Source organism: Marinobacterium weihaiense (assembly GCF_019061305.1).
Lineage (GTDB): Bacteria > Pseudomonadota > Gammaproteobacteria > Pseudomonadales > Balneatricaceae > Marinobacterium > Marinobacterium weihaiense.
Map to the genome: position 1 here is coordinate 1 of NZ_JAHQZT010000032.1, position 20,375 is coordinate 20,375.

At 61.2% G+C, this 20,375-nt stretch carries 13 protein-coding genes and 1 CRISPR repeat array; of the genes, 7 read left to right on the forward strand and 6 right to left on the reverse strand.

Annotated elements, in window-relative coordinates; genetic code table 11:
* Positions 1-63: 63 nt before the first annotated feature.
* Positions 64-4,097: direct repeats of the CRISPR family, unit length 32 nt; unit sequence GTCGCACCCCACGCGGGTGCGTGGATAGAAAC.
* 192 nt (positions 4,098-4,289) lie between these two features.
* Both KTN04_RS15145 and KTN04_RS15150 read left to right on the forward strand, forming a co-directional pair.
* Positions 4,290-4,541: a TIGR03643 family protein gene (locus KTN04_RS15145; RefSeq protein ID WP_217336079.1), complete on the forward strand. Its 252-nt coding sequence runs from the start codon at positions 4,290-4,292 to the stop codon at positions 4,539-4,541.
* 44 nt (positions 4,542-4,585) lie between these two features.
* Positions 4,586-5,557, forward strand: coding sequence for a ribonuclease Z (locus KTN04_RS15150; protein ID WP_217336080.1), 972 nt, complete (start codon positions 4,586-4,588; stop codon positions 5,555-5,557).
* Positions 5,558-5,560: 3 nt separating this feature from the next.
* Here the strand turns inward: KTN04_RS15150 and KTN04_RS15155 are convergent, their stop codons facing one another.
* The gene (locus KTN04_RS15155; protein WP_217336081.1) at positions 5,561-6,103 is read right to left on the reverse strand and encodes a glutathione peroxidase; all 543 of its coding nucleotides are present in this window, start codon (positions 6,101-6,103) and stop codon (positions 5,561-5,563) included.
* 128 nt (positions 6,104-6,231) lie between these two features.
* On the opposite strand from KTN04_RS15155, the gene guaD reads away from it, so the two are divergent.
* Both guaD and KTN04_RS15165 read left to right on the forward strand, forming a co-directional pair.
* The gene (gene guaD, locus KTN04_RS15160) at positions 6,232-7,569 is read left to right on the forward strand and encodes a guanine deaminase (RefSeq protein WP_217336082.1); all 1,338 of its coding nucleotides are present in this window, start codon (positions 6,232-6,234) and stop codon (positions 7,567-7,569) included.
* 86 nt (positions 7,570-7,655) lie between these two features.
* The gene (locus KTN04_RS15165; protein ID WP_254262599.1) at positions 7,656-8,861 is read left to right on the forward strand and encodes an MFS transporter; all 1,206 of its coding nucleotides are present in this window, start codon (positions 7,656-7,658) and stop codon (positions 8,859-8,861) included.
* 16 nt (positions 8,862-8,877) lie between these two features.
* On the opposite strand, the gene KTN04_RS15170 is transcribed toward KTN04_RS15165, so the two are convergent.
* The 3 genes from KTN04_RS15170 to KTN04_RS15180 are packed head-to-tail and all read right to left on the reverse strand — an operon-like array spanning position 8,878 to position 12,199.
* A complete protein-coding gene (locus KTN04_RS15170; protein ID WP_217336083.1) occupies positions 8,878-9,882 on the reverse strand; it encodes an alpha-L-glutamate ligase-like protein in 1,005 nt (334 codons plus the stop codon).
* On the reverse strand, positions 9,882-11,402 hold the full coding sequence (locus KTN04_RS15175) for an inactive transglutaminase family protein (protein WP_217336084.1): 1,521 nt from the start codon (positions 11,400-11,402) through the stop codon (positions 9,882-9,884). The genes KTN04_RS15170 and KTN04_RS15175 overlap by 1 nt, the downstream gene beginning before the upstream one ends.
* Positions 11,399-12,199: an ATP-dependent zinc protease family protein gene (locus KTN04_RS15180; protein ID WP_217336085.1), complete on the reverse strand. Its 801-nt coding sequence runs from the start codon at positions 12,197-12,199 to the stop codon at positions 11,399-11,401. Before KTN04_RS15180 ends, KTN04_RS15175 begins: the two co-directional genes overlap by 4 nt.
* A 211-nt stretch (positions 12,200-12,410) precedes the next feature.
* On the opposite strand from KTN04_RS15180, the gene KTN04_RS15185 reads away from it, so the two are divergent.
* Both KTN04_RS15185 and KTN04_RS15190 read left to right on the forward strand, forming a co-directional pair.
* Positions 12,411-13,508 carry an efflux RND transporter periplasmic adaptor subunit gene (locus KTN04_RS15185; protein WP_217336086.1) on the forward strand — a complete coding sequence of 366 codons (1,098 nt, stop codon included), beginning with the start codon at positions 12,411-12,413 and terminating at the stop codon, positions 13,506-13,508.
* Positions 13,508-16,660, forward strand: coding sequence for an efflux RND transporter permease subunit (locus KTN04_RS15190; protein ID WP_217336087.1), 3,153 nt, complete (start codon positions 13,508-13,510; stop codon positions 16,658-16,660). Before KTN04_RS15185 ends, KTN04_RS15190 begins: the two co-directional genes overlap by 1 nt.
* A 69-nt stretch (positions 16,661-16,729) precedes the next feature.
* Here the strand turns inward: KTN04_RS15190 and umuC are convergent, their stop codons facing one another.
* Positions 16,730-17,884 (reverse strand): translesion error-prone DNA polymerase V subunit UmuC, encoded by a 1,155-nt coding sequence (gene umuC, locus KTN04_RS15195; protein ID WP_328515992.1) that lies wholly within the window; start codon positions 17,882-17,884, stop codon positions 16,730-16,732.
* 245 nt (positions 17,885-18,129) lie between these two features.
* Positions 18,130-19,008 carry a DMT family transporter gene (locus KTN04_RS15200; protein ID WP_254262600.1) on the reverse strand — a complete coding sequence of 293 codons (879 nt, stop codon included), beginning with the start codon at positions 19,006-19,008 and terminating at the stop codon, positions 18,130-18,132.
* Positions 19,009-19,280: 272 nt separating this feature from the next.
* On the opposite strand from KTN04_RS15200, the gene ada reads away from it, so the two are divergent.
* Entirely contained in the window at positions 19,281-20,345 is a 1,065-nt protein-coding gene (gene ada / locus KTN04_RS15205; protein ID WP_217336089.1) for a bifunctional DNA-binding transcriptional regulator/O6-methylguanine-DNA methyltransferase Ada, read from the forward strand.
* Positions 20,346-20,375 lie beyond the last annotated feature (30 nt).

The following is a 20,375-nucleotide window of genomic DNA, read 5'->3' on the forward strand; positions in this document are numbered from 1 at the left end:
GCACCCCACGCGGGTGCGTGGATAGAAACGTGCCTCAGGATTAACTCAACTGCCGTGTCAAACGTCGCACCCCACGCGGGTGCGTGGATAGAAACACAACTTGAGCGTCGGTAGTGTTTGAGCGTTGGACGTCGCACCCCACGCGGGTGCGTGGATAGAAACTCATACCCAGCGTACAGCATCATGGCCTTGTAGACGTCGCACCCCACGCGGGTGCGTGGATAGAAACATGGAGTTGGCAGGTTATCAGGTGCAGTCGGTAGATCGTCGCACCCCACGCGGGTGCGTGGATAGAAACCGTTGACGTCACCGAAAAGGTCACAGGCCAGAAGTGTCGCACCCCACGCGGGTGCGTGGATAGAAACGTCTACTAGCACCTCAGTGATCGAGCATTTGCAGTTGTCGCACCCCACGCGGGTGCGTGGATAGAAACCGTTTTTCAATGCAGCAACAACACAGCCTGAGGAGGTCGCACCCCACGCGGGTGCGTGGATAGAAACCAGTGGTTTAAGATGCGATTAGGCGTCATCACCGCCAGTCGCACCCCACGCGGGTGCGTGGATAGAAACAACCCTGCAATCAGTGAGTACGGCGGTATGAATGAGTCGCACCCCACGCGGGTGCGTGGATAGAAACGCAAGATGGAGTTGATCGGCACCAAGAATGACGGCGTCGCACCCCACGCGGGTGCGTGGATAGAAACCGAGTACAGCCAGTCATGCAGCACAGCCGCCTCCGTCGCACCCCACGCGGGTGCGTGGATAGAAACTCGGCAAGCCGGTTATCGTGACTGATGCGGCTGATGTCGCACCCCACGCGGGTGCGTGGATAGAAACACGATACTCGACATAAACACTATGCAGCCGGTATGTCGCACCCCACGCGGGTGCGTGGATAGAAACAAGATCCCCGGCATCGAGGGCGAACGCGCCAGCATGTCGCACCCCACGCGGGTGCGTGGATAGAAACATGGTTAAAGCGCCAGCCTAAAGAGTTTCAGGATGTCGCACCCCACGCGGGTGCGTGGATAGAAACTGACTAAGTGGCTCGATCAGTTCGAGAGCTTCGGTGTCGCACCCCACGCGGGTGCGTGGATAGAAACACACAAAGGTTTACAGCATTGAGGCGCGCATGCTGGTCGCACCCCACGCGGGTGCGTGGATAGAAACTTCGTAGCGGCGGCATCGGCGTAGCACATCAAGTCGTCGCACCCCACGCGGGTGCGTGGATAGAAACGTTGCCCAGGCTGGCGCTGACGCCGGTTTGGTCGAGTCGCACCCCACGCGGGTGCGTGGATAGAAACATCCACAACAATCTACCTTATGCAGAGCGCCTTGGTCGCACCCCACGCGGGTGCGTGGATAGAAACGGTGGCAAGCTTGGTCAAGAGATAGGCGTCATTGGTCGCACCCCACGCGGGTGCGTGGATAGAAACAATGCTACAGGCAAAGATTATGCTGTAGGCGACAGTCGCACCCCACGCGGGTGCGTGGATAGAAACCGCCGCGGGTCGGATTGCTACACTGTCCGATGCGAGTCGCACCCCACGCGGGTGCGTGGATAGAAACGCGCCTAACGAGTCCGTCTATCCTGAGGCCATATTGTCGCACCCCACGCGGGTGCGTGGATAGAAACCAAAGACGGCGAGCGTGACCTGGGCAAGTTCGACAGTCGCACCCCACGCGGGTGCGTGGATAGAAACCTGCTTGCGCCGCTGGCGTCAGGGTAGACGATCAGTGTCGCACCCCACGCGGGTGCGTGGATAGAAACGTTGAACGTAATCTGCACTGTGTCGCGAGCCGTGTCGCACCCCACGCGGGTGCGTGGATAGAAACACAGATGGCGATATGATCAGCCGTTTCAGTTAGGCGTCGCACCCCACGCGGGTGCGTGGATAGAAACTCTTGCAGCTCTTTCTTGGCCTGCTGCTCGCGCTCGTCGCACCCCACGCGGGTGCGTGGATAGAAACAGGAAAAGGGCGCGTTGCTTGTACGCCTGATAACGTCGCACCCCACGCGGGTGCGTGGATAGAAACGCCAGGCGTACACTGCCCGGGCAGGCCATCCAGGTCGCACCCCACGCGGGTGCGTGGATAGAAACTCGACAATCTTGCCGGGGTGTGTGCTGATGCGGGGTCGCACCCCACGCGGGTGCGTGGATAGAAACGCCTTCAATGCCAGGTACCTTGAACTCGTCTTTAGTCGCACCCCACGCGGGTGCGTGGATAGAAACCGCTGTACTCGCATGCAACTAATACTTTCATAATCGTCGCACCCCACGCGGGTGCGTGGATAGAAACATACCCAAACCCTCCCCAACCAATACCGCGACAGGTCGCACCCCACGCGGGTGCGTGGATAGAAACAGCAAAATCAGCTTTTGCAGATTCGATGCCCTGGGTCGCACCCCACGCGGGTGCGTGGATAGAAACGCCTTGGATGACGCGCAACTGCCGGTCGTGGAAAATGTCGCACCCCACGCGGGTGCGTGGATAGAAACCCGCAATGTATAGCAACTGAGAATTATCTGTAACGTCGCACCCCACGCGGGTGCGTGGATAGAAACTACCACTGATCCAACCGGCGGCAACCCATCCTCAGGTCGCACCCCACGCGGGTGCGTGGATAGAAACCATATGATCCACAGCTCTGAGCCAGGTGCGCGTGTCGCACCCCACGCGGGTGCGTGGATAGAAACATGGCTCAATCATACCACACTAGCTAAAAACCGCCCGTCGCACCCCACGCGGGTGCGTGGATAGAAACGGCATAGGCCTGCTTGATGTCATCCAAAGCTTTTGTCGCACCCCACGCGGGTGCGTGGATAGAAACACGTTTTTGGTCGAGAGATACGGCCGCAACCGCCAGTCGCACCCCACGCGGGTGCGTGGATAGAAACGCGGCGTTGTTCTAGTGTTAATTCCGGCGCAGTGGTCGCACCCCACGCGGGTGCGTGGATAGAAACCATCGTCGGACATCCGATACCACTCACCTTCCGAGTCGCACCCCACGCGGGTGCGTGGATAGAAACGATGAGTTCATCGAGTTCCCGGACGGCAGCGACGGTCGCACCCCACGCGGGTGCGTGGATAGAAACATGTTGGCGTTGATGGTCCAGCCCCATGAGTCCCGGTCGCACCCCACGCGGGTGCGTGGATAGAAACATCCTGCCATTCAAGGTCTGCCGGCAGTTCCAGCGTCGCACCCCACGCGGGTGCGTGGATAGAAACCGCCTCTGGCTCGACCGCCGAGCTCGAGCAAAATAGTCGCACCCCACGCGGGTGCGTGGATAGAAACATTACGCGGGTTGTTGATGGCAAGCTCCGCATCTGTCGCACCCCACGCGGGTGCGTGGATAGAAACTCCAGCTGCCCGCTGGTGGATCTGTCAGACTCATGTCGCACCCCACGCGGGTGCGTGGATAGAAACATCCGTCAACGATAACACCCGTGCTGAAACCGCCAGTCGCACCCCACGCGGGTGCGTGGATAGAAACTCCCGCCCCAACGCCCAATCCAAAAGAGCCCAGCGGTCGCACCCCACGCGGGTGCGTGGATAGAAACGCGAATAAGCCTACGCTCTCGGGCTTGAGCCGCGTCGCACCCCACGCGGGTGCGTGGATAGAAACCGATTAACCCGACCCTGACCGGCATCGCGCTGGCGGTCGCACCCCACGCGGGTGCGTGGATAGAAACATGAAGCAAGAGCGGGTGGATATTCAGCACCCTGGTCGCACCCCACGCGGGTGCGTGGATAGAAACAAGCAGTGCCAGGAAAAACAACCGCTGCCAGACTGGTCGCACCCCACGCGGGTGCGTGGATAGAAACCAGATCAGATCGCACGTATCGCAGAGTGGGAGCGGCTGTCGCACCCCACGCGGGTGCGTGGATAGAAACGAGAAAACGCCCGCCCGCTTGGATTGCGGGGATTGTGTCGCACCCCACGCGGGTGCGTGGATAGAAACAGGAACAGCATGACCAGGGCGCTCACTTTGCGGTTGTCGCACCCCACGCGGGTGCGTGGATAGAAACTGCTGGCGCGATGCCGGCTGACTGGGCGCGCTGGGTCGCACCCCACGCGGGTGCGTGGATCGAAACTATGTGGACAGCAACCAGAAGAAGGCGCGGGAGCCGCTGCACCCTGTGCGGGTGTGTAAGGCATGATCTCTTGTGTTTCAGGCCTTGGGATAGTCAGCTATACACGCGGAGCCTCATAAGGTTAGAACAATGATCTTGGATACCTGCTGGGTCGTAGAAGACATTTTAGAATTAATACTATAAATAACCACCATGCCCCTATCCCCCGAAGACCACTCCCGGATCATTGAAATGGCCTGGGAAGACCGCACGCCCTTTGAAGCCATTGAGCACGGCTACGGCCTGGCCGAGCCCGAGGTTATCAAGTTGATGCAGCGCTCGCTCAAGCCGTCCAGTTTTCGCCTATGGCGCAAACGGGTGAGCGGGCGTGCCACCAAGCATGCCCGGTTGCGCCATCCTGGTGTCAGCCGTGGCTACGCGCCGGGGCAGTACAAACCACGTTAGCCGGTCGGCTTCTGCCGATGGCGCGCCGGGGGTATCATGCAGGCATGAACCTGACCTTTTTGGGTACCTCGTCCGGTGCCCCGACACGGCAGCGCAATGTCTCCGCGCTGGCCATACAACCCGAGCACGGACGCGATTGGGTGCTGGTAGACTGTGGCGAGGCCACTCAACATCAACTGCTGCGTACCCGTTTATCGCCGCTGAAGCTGCGGGCCGTTCTGATTACCCATGTACATGGCGATCACTGTTATGGGCTGCCTGGGCTGTTGGCGTCCTGTCAGCTGAACGGGCGTACCGAGCCGCTGACGCTGGTGGGGCCGCGGGCGGTCTGGGACTACTTGCAGGCGGTGATCAGGCATACCGAGATGCGGATCGAGTATCCGCTGGAGTTTGTCGAGGCGTCTGCCTCGCTGGCGCTGACGCGGGGCGGGTTCAACATCGGGGCGACCGCCCTGAGCCACCGTACCGAATGCTGGGCCTACCGGTTGCAGGAAGCCCGGGTGCCGGTGAAGCTGGATACGGCTCGGCTGGCATCCGAAGGCGTGCCGCCGTCACCGCTGTACGGGCGTCTGCAGCAGGGTGAGTCGGTTACGTTGGCGGATGGTCGGCAGCTGAACGGGCAGGATTACTGGATTGCCGCACATGTGGCGCGGGCTGTTGTGGTGGGGGGCGACAATGATCAACCTGATCGTTTGACCGAGGCCTGTCGCGGGACACAGTTGTTGATCCATGAAGCCACCTATACCGAAACCGTACTTCAGCAGGTGGGACCTGGGCCGCAGCACAGCAGTGCCGAGCGCGTGGCGCGGTTTGCCGAGGCGGCCGGCGTGCCGGCACTGCTGCTGACCCACTTCAGTCCGCGCTACCTGCTGTATCCGAAGCGGCCGCGCGATCTGAGCGTGGAAGCCTTGCGTCAGGAAGCGCAGGCACATTACACCGGTCAGGTGTATCTGGCCGAGGATTTCGAAACCTATGCCCTGGGTCGCGACGGTCGGGTCACGCTCGGTACCGGCTGAGCGTTACAGCACCTGCTCGATGGCGGCAATCAGCTCCTTGTTATCCGGCGCGGTCATGCTGGAAAACGCGGCAGTGACCCGGCCGTCACGGTCGATCACGTACTTGTAAAAGTTCCAGCGCGGGGCCTTGCCGCTCTGACGCGCGATCTCGCGAAAGATGGGATGGGCACTGCCGCCGCGTACCGAGATGGGGCTGAACATGTCGAAGGTGACGCCGAAGTTGTATCGGCAGACCCTGGCAATCTTGGCTTCGTCCTTGGCTTCCTGCATGAAGTCGTTGGACGGGAAGCCGACCACCTTCAAGCCCTGGTCCTTGTAAGCCTGGTGCAGGCTTTCCAGACCTTCGAACTGGGGCGTGAAGCCGCAGTGACTGGCGGTGTTGATCACCAGCATGGGCTGACCGCTGTAGCGTGCCTTCAGATCGACGATCTCACTGTTGTGCAGGCGTTTCAGCTGATGGTCGAGCAGGGCGCGGGTATCGGGCTCGACGGCCACGGCGGATTGACTGATCAACAGGCCGCAAAGGGCCGACACGAGACGCTTCATGACACACTCCTGAGTTTTTCTATTGTTACGCAGCCGTATCGATTTGGTTCATGCCGCCTGGGCACGTCGAGAAAGGCTCTGTTATGTTTAAAGCAGGCATAACAACGGGCAGGGCTCGGGAGGGGGTGATGGAGGCTGTCAGCAGCCGCGTGATACGCGGCGCCATACTTGACTACCGGGACGACCCGGCACGGGGCGGTGAAGCCGCCGTGCGTTATCTGGACGATGGCCTGCTGTGGTTGCGCGACGGCCGGATACAAGGCGTGGGCACACCCGCGGCGCTGCAGGGGCAGTTACCGCCGGAGCAGACGGTGGAAGACCGGCGCGGCTGCCTGTTGATTCCGGGACTGATCGATACCCACACCCATTACCCTCAAATCGGCATCGCGGCCTACCCGGCGGGCAGTCTGTTCGCGTGGCTGCAGCAGCGGGCCTTTCCGGCCGAGCAGTCACTGGATCAGCCGGGCATGTCCGAAGTATTGGCGCATCGCTTCATTGCCGAAATGCTGCGCAATGGCACCACTACGGCCATGGTGTTTGCCGGGGTACAGCCTGAAAGTGCCGATGCCCTGTTTCAGTATGCCCAGCATTTGGGGCTGCGGCTGATTGCTGGCAAGCTGTTGCAGGACCGACTGGTGCCCGAGTCCCTGCGGGAGTCGGTGGAGCAGGCGCAGCTGACCACCGAACGCCTGATTCAGCGCTGGCATGGCCGTGACCGGCTGGCCTATGCACTCACGCCGCGGTTTGCGCCGGCCTGTTCGGAGGCCCTGCTGGCCTGCTGCCGGGACTGGCTACAGCAGTACCCCAGCCTGTATCTGCAGACTCATCTGGCCGAAACCATCGAGGAGTGTGAACGGGTCCGGCAGCTGTTTCCGCGCTATCCGAGCTATGTCGATCTGTATGCCGACCACGGTTTTCTGCGTCCGCGCTCGATGCTGGCCCATGCCATTCACCTGACTCCGGATGAACAACGTACTCTGGGACAGAGCGGCGTATCCGTGGCGCATTGCCCGTCTTCCAACCTGCTGCTGGGCTCGGGACTGATGCCGTTGCGGGCGCTGCAGCGCGTCGGTGTGCTGCTGTCGGTAGGTACGGATATAGGCGCAGGGCCCAGTTGCTCGGTATTGAAAACACTGGCGGATGCGATGCGGGTGCAGCAGCTGCAGGGCGAGCCCCTGAGTGCGGTGCAGGCGCTGTATCTGGCCACGCTGGGCGGTGCGCGGGCCCTGCAGCTGGAGGATTGCATCGGTTGTTTTGCGCCGGGCCATGAGGCGGATTTTCTGGTGCTGGATCTGGAAGCGACACCGGAGCTGGCCGAACGCACGGCCCGGGCCGGTTCACTGGACGAGTTGCTGGGGCTGCTGATCCTGCTGGGCGATGACCGTCTGGTGGCCGAGGTGAATATCCAGGGGCAGGCGATCGCGCCGGCCGGCCCACTGGTACCGGTGGGGGATGTCGGCGCCTAGCGCCGGGTTCACTCCGTGCAATCGTCTGGGCGCCCGCCTTGCGCAGGCGTACAATCGGACGCTTTTATGCACAGGGAGATCAGAGGATGACAACCTCCAGCGGTCGCGGGCTCGGGCCCGAAGTGGTGGTGATGCTGGCCGGGATTACGGCCGCGCTGCATATCGGCAAGCTGCCACCGGCCATTCCGGTGTTGCAGACCGAGCTGGGCGTGAGCCTGGTACAGGCGGGGTTCCTGCTGTCGCTGGTGCAGTTGGCCGGCATGATCGCCGGTGCCCTGATCGGGGTGCTGGCCGACAGTGCCGGGCTGCGGCGCAGCATCCTGACCGGGCTGGGCATCCTGACACTGACCAGCCTGTTGGGCGGCTTTGCCGGATCGGCCACCGAACTGCTGTTGCTGCGCGGTTTCGAGGGACTCGGCTTCCTGCTGGTGACCCTGTCCGGGCCGGGCCTGATCCGGCAACTGGTGGCCCCGGAAAAACTCAGCCTGCGGCTGGGCTGGTGGGGCTGCTACATGGGCTTTGGTACCGGCACCGGCCTGTTGGCCGGGCCCTGGCTGATGCAGCAGCTGGGCTGGCAGGGCTGGTGGTGGCTGATCGCGGCTTTGACCCTGGGCATGCTGGTGTGGGTCCGTCTGGTGGTGCCGGGTGATGTGCGTGACACCAACCCGCGCACGGGCTCGCCCCTGTCCGGCCTGCGCGCGTTGCTGGGGCGGCTCAAGCTGACCCTGAGCAGTCCGGGGCCCTGGCTGGTGGCGCTGATTTTTGCCACCTACTCGGGGCAGTGGCTGTCGGTAATCGGCTTTCTGCCGTCGATTTATACCCAGGCGGGGCTGGAAGGTGCGGTGGTGGGCGTGCTGACCGCCGTTGCCGCCGTTGCCAACGTGGTTGGCAACGTGGCCTCTGGCCGTCTGCTGCATGCCGGTGTGGGCGCGCGCCAGCTGTTGTATGCCGGGTTCGCGGTGATGAGCCTGACCACCTGGACCGCCTTTTCCGGCCTCACGGCGGAGCTGCCCTGGCTGCGTTACCTGGCGGTGCTGGTGTTCTCGTCGGTCAGCGGCGTGATTCCGGGGGTGCTGTTTTCGCTGGCAGTGCGGCTGGCACCGGACAGTTCGGTGGTATCGACGGCGGTGGGCTGGATGCTGCAGCTGTCGGCGCTGGGGCAGTTCGTGACGCCACCGCTGATCGGGGCGCTGGCGGTCTGGGCCGGCGGCTGGGAGTTGACCTGGATGGCTACCGGCTGCCTGTCGGTCCTGGGCGTGCTGCTGGTCAGTCGGGTGGCGCGCCTGCTGTAGGGCGCCACCCGGCCGTTCAGGCCTGAAAGGCGGGTTCCAGTTCCGGCAGGCTGCGCTGCGGGGCCGAAATATGGTCGGCACCGGCCTGGGTCATGGCCCAGTGGACGCGTTCTTCCGGGGTCAGGTGCGGGCGCTTGAGGCCCTCGATGGCTTTCAGTCGCGGCAGTAGCCCCTGGCCGTTGGCGATCTGAATCGCCAGCCCCGGTCGGGCGTTTAGCTCCAGCAGCAGGGGGCCGCGCGTCTCGTCTACCACCAGATCCACGCCCATGTACCCCAGCCCGGTGGCTTCATAGCAGCGGCTGGACATGTTGAGCAGGTAATGCCAGTTGTCGATGCGGATGTCGGCCAGGTTGAGGCCGTTATCCGGGTGCTGTTCGATGGGGCGGTCAAACTGCACGGCGTTCAGTGCCTGGCCGTTAGCCAGGTTCAACCCCACGCCCACGGCACCCTGGTGCAGGTTGGCCTTGCCGTCGGAGGCGTGTGTGGCCAGACGCAGCATCGCCATTACCGGGTAACCCTTGAATACCACGATGCGGATGTCCGGTACGCCCTCGTGCGAGTAACGGGCCAGGCGCGGATCGCAGCGTACCAGTGCCTCGATGACGGCCACGTCCGGCGAGCCCCCCAGCGAATACAGGCCGGCGAGGATGTTGGACAGGTGGCGCTCGATATCGGCCAGGCTGACACGGGCCCCGGAGGGCTTGACGAAATCATCGCCCTCGCGACCGGTAATCACCAGAATCCCCTTGCCACCGGAGCCCTTGGCGGGCTTGATGGCAAAGCCGTCCAGCGCGGCCACGCGTTCGCGAAAGTGGCCGATCTCGTGCTGTTCGCTGACCACCTGCAACAGTTCGGGGCTGGCGACCTCATACTCATCCACCACTAGTTTGGTCTGCAGCTTGTTGTCCACCAGCGGGTAGGCGCGACGGTCGTTGTAGCGGGCGATATAATCGATGTTGCGCTTGTTCATGCTGAGCATGCCCAGCTGGTTCAGCGCACGGGGACGAATCCAGTCAAGCATCACTGATACCTCTTCATCGGCGCAAAGCGGCGCAGCTCGGTCAGCTTGTAGCCGGTGTACTGACCCAGCAACAGAATCAGACCCAATACCACCAAGTGCAGTTCCGGGAAGTTGAAACTGATGTGTTCAGCCAGCGGTGCGCGCATCACCAGGTAGGCGAGGGTGGCGACGATCAGGCTGCCGGCGCCTTGAATCAATACCTCATGGGCGCCTTCTTCCTCCCATAGAATCGACATGCGCTCGATGGTCCAGGCCAGAATCACCATCGGGAAAAAAGTCACGGTCATGCCGGTGCTGAAGCCCATCTGGTAGCCGATGATGCTGATGCCGGCGGTGATGAACAGGACCAGGATGATCAGGGCCGAGATACGGGAAACCAGCAGCAGGTTCAGGCTGGACAGGTAGCCACGCATCAGCAGGCCCAGGGTGACGACGCTGAGGAAGGCGGCCAGGCCCGGCAGCAGCGAGGTCTGCACGAAGGCGACGGCGATCAGCACCGGCATGAAGGTGCCGGAGGTCTTGATGCCGACCAGAATGCGCATCACGCAAACCACCAGTGCGCCGAAGGGCAGCAGTAACAGCATGCGGAACATGCCCTGTTGCTCCACTGGCAGCTGGTACAGACTGAGGGAACCGAAGGCGCGCTCGTTGGCCTCGGCACGCACGATCTGCAGGGCTGGCACGGTCTGGCGCAGCATGGAAAAGCGCACGGTGGACGCGGTGCCCCCGGTCACGTCCAGCAATGAGCCTTCCGCCTGGCGCCACAGCAGGACATCTTCGGGCACACCCTGAACACCGGTACGGGGGTTGAAGGTCAGCCAGCGCTGGCCGTCATGAATCTGTAGCCAGGGCTGCAGGGTCTGCTGGCGGCGGGCGTCTTCCAGTTGCAGGCCATCGGCCAGGCGTGCGGGAATACCGGCAAAGTTGAGCAGCTTGTACAGGGTTGGCGCCAGCGTGCCGTCACTGAGCAGCAGGCGGGTATTCTGGTCCGGTGTAGCGCTGTTGAGCAGTGCAATCAGCTCGCGGGTCAGGCTGGCGGCGTCGCTGGAGCGGGCCTCGGCTTGCTGCAACAGGCCGCGAGCGGCCGTGGCGGCCGGCTCTTCCATAAAGACTTCATATGGTTTCACGGAAGTGTCGGTTGGCATGGGCTCGCGGGCGTATTCATCCGGCACCAGGCGGGTCTTGAAATAGAGGGTCTGTGGGCCGATGGCTTCGCGGATGTTCCACTCGGCCCGGCGATCCCCCTGGTGATCGGTAATGGCAAAACCGTAACCGGGTGAGGCAGCCTGCTCGGTCAGAGTATAAAAGCCCGGCGGCTGGTCGGGGATGTTGAGGTTGACGCTGACCGGCTCACCCCAGGCCTGGAAGTCGATGCGGGCTTCGACCAGCCAAACCGGCTGCTGTTCACCGGGCAGCCAGGGCACGCCCATCTGCAGGTGGCGCAGTACGGCCAGCGCCAGGCCGGCGGCGATCAGCAGCAGCGTCGCCAGATAAAACGGGGTCTTGGAGTGGCGGATCACTGGTCGTCTCCTGTGGCGGCCGGGCGGGTCAGGGTATCCGGCAATTCGGTGACATACTCACGGCCGACATCGATCAGCATGACATCCCGCAGTACGTTGCGGCCGATCAGCACCGGGTAGGTGAGCTGGCTGCGATCACTGAGGGTGAACTCGGCGCTTTGGCGATGGCTGCCGATGACAAAGGGCAGCTCGACCACGGGGCGGCGCTCGGGATCCTCGCTGCTGGCTTGAATGATGTTGGCATTGCGTGCCAGTTTGCGCTCAATGGTCACCGGCGTATTGGATTCGGGATCACGAATGTCAAAGCGGACCCAGTCCTCACCGTCGCGTTCGAATCGCTGAATATTGGTGGCGTGCAGTGACGAGGTGGTGGCACCGCTGTCGATGCGTGCGTTATAGGTGATGCCGGGCACGGCCAGGTACAAGCGTTCGACCTCGCCCACCACCAGTTTGCCCTGGTAGCGGCCTGGAGCACCGGGCCCGGTATTGGTTGTGGTGGCCTGCAGCGGGCGGGGCGGCGGTAGGTACAGCTTGTCCAGTTTGGCGTTTTGGTCACGCAAGGCATTCAACAGCTCTTGGCGCTGGAACTGCTGGCTGCGGCTGAGGCTGTCAAATTGCTGTTGGCTGACGGCGGTCAGTGTTTCCAGCCGGCTTTGCTGTTGGCTCAACTGCTGGTTAAGGTTATCCAGCTGGGCGCGTTCCAGAAACAGGTAACGGTCATGGCTGCAGGCGGTGGTCAAGGTGGCCAGCAGCAGCAGGGTCATAAGACGCAGACCCGAAGTAAGGCGTGTATACATCACAATATCTCCATAGCGCAGTATTCCGACCGGAATGCATCCACGGAAAGGGGGCGTGTTATGCGCGGCACAATGAGGCTGAATAGTGCTGTCGTTCGGCTGAACAGACGATGAAACCAGACTAGTATAGCGGTGTAATCAGGTACGAATGACGATAGCGTGCGTATGATCCACCAAGCACTCCAACGATTGCAACACAAGGAGAAGCAAAGTGAAGCATTGGTTAACGGGACTGAGTGTTGTTGTGCTGGCGGCATTGCTGCTGCTGGGCTGGCAATACCTGACACCGCCCTCGGGCGATGCTCAGACGCGCGCACCACGGGTGCAATCGGTGCATGTGGTGATGCCGGAACATCAAGCAGTGGAGGATCGTATTCGTGCGGTCGGTACCCTGCGCGCGCGCGAGGCGATCACGGTCAGCAGCGAAGTCAGTGGCCGTGTGGTGACGCTGGCGTTCCGTACCGGTCAGGAGGTGAGCCGTGGCGATCTGCTGGTGCAGCTGGATGATCGCCAGGCCCGTGCCGATCTGCAGGTGGCCGAGGCGCGTCTGGACGATGCCCGGCGCCAGCTGCGTCGCGCGCAGCAACTGCGCGGCAGCAACAGCATTGCCCAGTCACGGGTAGACGAGTTGCGCACGGCCGTGGATGTGGCGGTCGCGGAACGCAATGCGGCGGCGGTGCGGCTGGACAATCATCGCATCGAGGCACCCTTTGCCGGTGTGGTCGGCCTGCGTGAGCTCAGCGCCGGGGCCTATGTGGAAAGCGGCGATACCCTGACCACGCTGGATGCGGTCGATCCCATGGAGCTGCGCTTTGCCATTCCCGAGCGTTATCTGGGGCAGCTCAAGCCGGGGTTAAGTCTGCAGGCCGACAGTGCGGCCTGGCCGGACCGGTCCTTTATCGGCACCCTGTCCGAGCTGGATACCCGTGTCGACCCGCTCAGCCGCAGCCTGAAGGTTAAGGCCCTGATCGACAACCCGCAGCGGCTGTTGCGATCTGGCCAGTTCATGTCGGTGCAGCTGGTATTGCGTGCCCGTGAGGCTCTGGTCGTGCCCGAGCAGGCGGTGCTGCTGCGCGGTGACGAGCAGTACTTGTTTGTGGTGGGTGATGAAGGCAAGGCGCAACGGCGCCGAGTGGCACTGGGGGCACGCAAGCCGGGCTGGGTTGAAATTCGCTCCGGCCTAACCGCTGATGAACAGGTGATCGTGACCGCACAGGATCGCCTGTCCAGTGGCGATGCCTTACGCATTCTGGAAGGGCGTGACAACGCCATTCCGCCCAATCGTCTCACCGGCACGGAGGCGGGCTGATGGTCTTGTCCGATATCTCCATCAAGCGCCCGGTGCTGGCCACGGTACTCAGCCTGTTGATCCTGGTGTTCGGCCTGGCCGCGCTGCTGGGGCTGCCGATTCGCGAATATCCCGATATCGATCCGCCGGTGGTGTCCATCTCCACCGATTACACCGGTGCTGCTGCCGAAGTAGTGGATACCCAGATCACTCAGGTGATCGAGGACTCCATCAGCGGCATCGAAGGGATTCGTTCCATCGAATCCAGCACCGAGCAGGGTGAATCGCGCACCACCATCGAATTCAATACCAGCCGGGATGTGGATATTGCCGCCAACGATGTGCGTGATGCGGTGTCGCGGGTGCTCAACCGCCTGCCCCAGGAAGCTGATCCGCCGGTGGTGCGCAAGGCCAACTCGGATGCGCGGCCGATGATGTGGCTGACGCTCAGGTCCGATACCTGGGATGCCGCCCAGCTCAGCGACTTTGCCGAGCGGGTGCTGTCCGATCGCCTGTCGGTGGTGGACGGCGTGGCTGATGTCTATATCGGGGGCGAGCGCCGCTATGCCATGCGCGTCTGGCTCGACCCCGAAAAACTGGCGGCGCGTGATCTCACCGTAGCCGAAGTGGAACGGGCGCTGCGGGCCAATAATATCGAGCTGCCCGGCGGCTCTATCGAGTCGGTGAGCCGCGACTTTACCGTACGCACCGAGGGGCGGCTGAATACGGTAGAGGCTTTCCGCCAATTGGTGGTACGCCGGGACGACAATGCCCTGCTGCGTCTGGGCGAGGTGGCCGAGGTAAAGTTGGGGGTGGAATCGGACGTCAGCCGTCTGCGGGCCAACGGCAAAACCGCCATTGGCCTGGGCATTATTCGCCAGTCCAAGGCCAATACCGTGGCGGTGTCTGATCGCGTCCAGGCGGAGATGGAGCAGATTCGTGCAACGCTGCCGGCGGAAGTGGAGATCAAGCGCAGCTATGACCAGTCGGTGTTCATTCGCGCCTCGATTGAAGAGGTGCTGATCACGCTGGCGATCGCCGTGACGCTGGTGATTCTGGTAATTTTCCTGTTTCTGCGTTCCTGGCGGGCCACGCTGATTCCGGCGGTGACCATTCCGGTCTCGGTGATTGGTGCCTTTATCGGCCTGGGGTTCTTCGGCTTTTCGGTCAACGTGCTCACGCTGCTGGCGATTATCCTGGCCATCGGCCTGGTGGTGGATGATGCCATCGTCATGCTGGAGAATATTCAGCGCCGCATTGATGGCGGTGAAAAGCCGCTATTGGCGGCGTTTTTGGGCGCGCGTCAGGTGGCTTTTGCTATCGTGGCGACCACGCTGACGCTGGTGGCGGTGTTCGTGCCCATCTCCTTCATGGGCGGTAACGTGGGCCGGCTGTTCGGCGAGTTCGGCTTTACCCTGGCGACCGCCGTGGTGGTGTCGAGCCTGGTCGCGCTGACCCTGGCGCCCATGCTGGGCTCCAAATGGCTGAGGCCGAGCCCGGCCGAAGGCGAAGGGCCGGTGGCCGGACGCTGGTTGGAGTCCGCCTTGAACGGGCTGAGCCGGGGGTACGAGTGCGGGTTAGTGGCGGCGCTGGCACGGCCGGGACTGGTGCTGGGGCTGGGCGGTGCCGCCTTGCTGCTGGCGGTGGCGATCTTTCCTCGGCTGCCCCAGGAGCTGGCGCCCACGGAAGACCGTGGCGTCATCATCATGCCCACCAAGGCGCCGCGGGGTTCGACGGCCGACTACACCGAGCACCATGTGCGCCAGATCGAGGAGCGGCTGCTGCCCTATGTGGAGTCCGGGGTGGCCGAGCGTCTGCTGGGCATCGTCGGCTTTCGCGGCGAGGCGGACAACGCCTTCATCATTTTCGGTCTGACGCACTGGGATCAGCGCGACATCAAGCAGCAGACCATCGCCGCCGAGCTGTTCCCCAAGCTGGCCGAAGTGCCCGGTGTACGCTCCATTCCGGTTAATCCGCCGGGGCTGGGGCAGAGCGGTTTCCGGCAGCCCATCTCCTTCGTGATCGGTGGACCCGACTACGATAGCGTGCAACGCTGGAGCGAGGAGATCGTGCAGCGCGCCCGGGAAAATCCCAACCTGCGCAATCTGGAAACCGACTTTGAGCTGACGCGACCGGAGCTGAGGGTCAATATCGATCGCCAGCGTGCCGCAGACCTGGATATCACCGTCGAGGACGTGGGGCTGACACTGCAGACCGTGCTGGCCTCGCGGCAGGTGACGACCTATCTGGATCGGGGCCGAGAGTATGACGTGATCGTGCAGGCGGAGGATCGCAGCCGTGCCAGTCCGTCTGATCTGGGCGAAATCTATCTGCGCCCCCGGGCCGGAGGCGATCTGATTCCGCTACAGGCATTGGTAGACGTGACCGAAGTGGGGGCCAACCCGGATCTGCGTCGCATCGATCGTTTGCCGGCGGTGGTGATCAGCGGTTCGCTGGCGCCGGGGTATGACCTGGGTACGGCCCTGGAATACCTCAATGGTCTGGCGCGCGACCACCTGCCGGCCGAGGCGCGGGTCAGTTATCAGGGCGAGAGCCGCGAATTCCAGGACGCCTCCAATGCCATCTACCTGACCTTTGCCCTGGCGTTCGTGATTGTCTTCCTGGTGCTGGCGGCCCAGTTCGAAAGCTGGATTCACCCGCTGATCATCATGCTGACGGTGCCGCTGGCGGTCACCGGGGCGCTGCTGGCGCTCTGGCTGGCCGGAATCAGTCTCAATCTGTACAGCCAGATCGGCATCATAATGCTACTGGGGCTGATGGCCAAGAACGGAATCCTGATCGTGGAGTTTGCCAATCAGCTGCGCGACCAGGGCAAGACGGTGGCCGAGGCGATCCTGGAAGGGGCGGTGCTGCGTTTCCGGCCAGTGCTCATGACCACAGTCTCCACCCTGTTCGGGGCCATGCCGCTGGTGCTGGCCACCGGTGCAGGGGCGGAAAGTCGCATGTCGATCGGGGTGGTGATTCTGGGCGGACTGACCTTCGCCTCGGTGCTGACACTGTTCATCATTCCGGTGCTGTATAACCTGCTGGCGCCTTATACCCGGGCAGCCGCTGCCGTGGCCCAGGAGCTGGAACATGAAATGGAGGATGCGCGTCGAAGCAGCAGAGAAGAGGCAGGGTGCGAAGAAACAGCCATCCGTGGCGTTCGCTAGAGTGTCTCTATATTAATACGGTTCTTTCTGGTTGTATAGTGTTCAGCTGTCGTTGCATCGGGCAATCGCTCAACGTACCCGCGGCAGGTCCGACCAGCGGGTGGTGTAGGCCGGTGACAGGTGGGCGCGCTTCATCTGCCAGTCGGGGTCGATGCCCTGGCTGGCAAAGAAAATGCGCCCGCGGCCACTGTGGTTGATCTGATCCAGCAGCGGCATCAGAGCCGGGTGCATGCGTGTGCCGGTTTGAAACAGGTCCGGCTGGACGCTGCTCCGGTCGTAGAGGTCGTTCAGCATGACGCTGGCCTTGGCGTAACGGTAGCCCGGCTGCCAGATTTGTTGCAGCAGACGTCGGCCCAACCGCAGCAGCTCGATACTGTCATCACTGGGTTCGGGCAGGCAAGCGCTGGCATGACGGCTGTAGCTTGGCTCCTGCGGGTTGAACAGGCCGGTGCGAATGCTGATGCTGAGCTGTCGGGCCAGGCGCTGATCGGCCCGTAATTTCTCTGCGGCCCGGCTGATGTGATGGCTGATCGCCTGCTGCAGGGATGCCTGTGACTCGACCCGCTGGCCGAATGAGCGTGAGCTGATGATCTGCTGACGGGCGCTGACCGCCTCCAGCGACTGGCAGGCTTCGCCGCGCAGTTCACGCAGGGTGCGCTCCAGTACCACCGAGTAGCGCTGACGTATGCTGCGCGGATCCTGTTTGGCCAGTGCTAGGGCTGTGTCGATGCCTTCGGCACGCAGGCGCCGTGCCAGCCGACGTCCCACCCCCCAGACATCCTCTATTGGCATCAGGGTCATCAGGCGTTGCTGCCGGGCTGGGTCACGCAAGTCGACCACGCCGCCGGTGGCGGGCCAGCGTTTGGCCGCCAGGTTGGCCAGCTTGGCCAGTGTTTTGCTGGGCGCCAGACCGATGCCCACGCCGATGCCGGTCCACTGGCGGATCTGCTGCTGCAGGGCACAGGCCCAGTCCGGCAGCGTCAGCAGGGCGTCGGTGCCGCTCAGATCCAGAAAGGCCTCGTCGATCGAATACACCTCCACCGCCGGCGCCTGCTGTTCCAGAATCTGCATCACCCGTGCCGACATGTCAGCGTAAAGCGCATAATTAGATGAAAACACGGTCACTTGATGGCGCAGAAAGAGCTCGGCATAGCGAAATGCGGGAGCGCCCATTTTATTAGTCCTGTGGTTACATGTAACAACCTTATAAGTGACTGAAAAGATTTAAAAGAGTCGGAGTTACACTTTTTCAGGTTTTCACTCTGATAATGTGACAATATTTTGGCCGGTTCTGGCCGTAGATTACCAGCATAATTCGGCCGTTAAGGTCGCAAAGCGAACGTTCAGGTCCGAATCCGAAGGACTCAGTTTGAGGCTAGGGCGTGTCACGCGTATCGGAGCAATTCCAGAAGGTTGTTTCATGACTTCGGCTGGCATTCACGCTGCATGCCTTTTCTGTTCAGTAGGCGTTAGGCTTTTGCCATTTTGCTGCGCCGCCATAGCCGTCCATCGATGGCAGATAAGCCCAGAGCAATCAGCGCCATTCCCACAAAATGGACAGCCTCCAGTGATTCGTTTAGGAAAAGTGATCCGAGCAGTATCGCTGAGACAGGAACCAGCAATGTAACTAGTAGCAGGTTGGTGGCTCCTGCTGACTCCAATATTTTGAAATAGAGAACATAAGCGACAGCTGTAGAGAGGACGGCAAGCCCAACGATAGCGCCCCATGTCCTCATGCTGGGCGCTGCAATATCAAGAGGACCGTCTACGATCAGGGCGATTGGAGCCAACACGAGCGCTGATGCAGTGACCTGGCCAGCAGCAGTAATCATAGGGTTTATAGTCATTGCCTTAAATCGGCGACCATACACGCCAGCAAACGCATAGGACACAGTTGCAGCAATGATAGCGAGTTGTGCTAGCAGGCTGTTGTCGCCATCGATAGCGGGTAAGCCGATCATCACAACTACTCCGATAAAACCAACCACTACTCCTACAATTTTCAAGGGCGTGGCACGCTCGTCAGGTAGGAACATACTAGCGACAACTACAGTGAATATCGGAGTTGCTGCGTTAAGGATCGATGCCAGTCCAGACGCAATTTGAGTTTGCCCCCAAACGATGAAGACAAAGGGGATGACATTGTTCAACAACCCCATTCCCAGAAATGCCGCCCAAACCCCCAAGCTCTTTGGCGGGCGCAACCCCATGACCAACGCGAAGCTCCATAACGCTATGGCAGCGATTCCTACCCTGAGCGTAACAATTGTGAGTGGCGGCAGGTCTGCAACAGCTACACCGACGAAGAAAAATGATCCTCCCCACAGGACGGACAGAACGATCAACATTACCCATTCACGAGCGCCCATAGCGGTGTTTATTGAAGATGTCATAGTGAGTGCCTGTCCAAGTTAATACATGTTGTAACCAGCTTAGGGGGTGATCAAAACTCAAAACATCCGATTATTGCGTTCTAATTCACTTTCGCTGCTCTGTCTTGCTCAGGGTGTCCTAACGCAATAAATTGCTCGATTTGAAATTACTCAGCAATAATCGGATAGATACGCCTCGCAAAGTCAGTTCAACTACATATTGTCAAATTCGAGCAAAGGGTTACGTCATGTCGATGCCATCTGAACAGCTGATGCGAGTAGCAATACAAGCAAGGGATAAGTCCTTCGATGGACAGTTTTTCTATGGCGTTATCACGACGGGCGTATTCTGCCAACCATCCTGCTCCGCTCGCCCAGCCAAGCCCGAAAACCTAAGATTTTTTCCAACTATTGCAAGCGCCGTGCTGGCTGGTTTCAGGCCTTGCAAGCGTTGCCAAGCGACGGAAGGCACTCCACGAGTAGCTCGATTGGTGGAGGTAGCCCGTCATATTGAGGAATATGCCGACGAGCGGCTAACACTATTTAACTTGGCTGAGATAGCAGGGCTGTCTCCTTCAAGGCTACAAAGAATATTTAAAAAAGCCTTTGGCGTCTCACCTAAAGCCTATCAAGATGCGGTTCGCATGCGGCATTTCAAGCAATCCTTGAAAGAAGGCGACAGCGTAACCGATGCAATTTTTTCTTCGGGATTTGGCTCCATTAGCCGCGTCTACGGTGAAGCGACACGCAATATCGGGATGACGCCCAAGGCCTACCGAGCAGGCGGTGCTGGTGAAGTCATCACCTACGCTTGCCGAAACACCGCTCTTGGCCTGATGGCCATGGCAGCGACGGATAAGGGAGTCTGTTTTGTCCAATTCGGTGATAATGAAGTGTCACTGGTCACCAACCTGAAAGGGGAATTCCCTAGTGCCGAATTGAGCATTTCACCTGCGCAAGACGCCCCCGAACTTGATGCCTGGATGGAAGCCTTGGATCAGCATATCAGCAAAGGTGCCCCAAGGCCTGACTTACCGCTTGATATGCGGGGAACCGCGTTTCAAATGAAGGTATGGCAATTCCTGTTGAGCATCCGAGAAGGTGACGTTCTCAGCTATAGCGAGGTGGCTCAGCAAATCGACAAGCCAAAAGCGGTCAGGGCAGTTGCTTCGGCGTGTGCAAAAAACCGTATAGGCGTGCTCATTCCTTGCCACCGGGTCTTAAGGGGTGACGGAAGTCTTGGCGGATACCGCTGGGGATTGGAGCGAAAACGGGCATTACTAGGCGCGGAAAGAGAACGACGGGCTGAATAATACTTAACGTCTATGCAAGTAGCCCGCCCT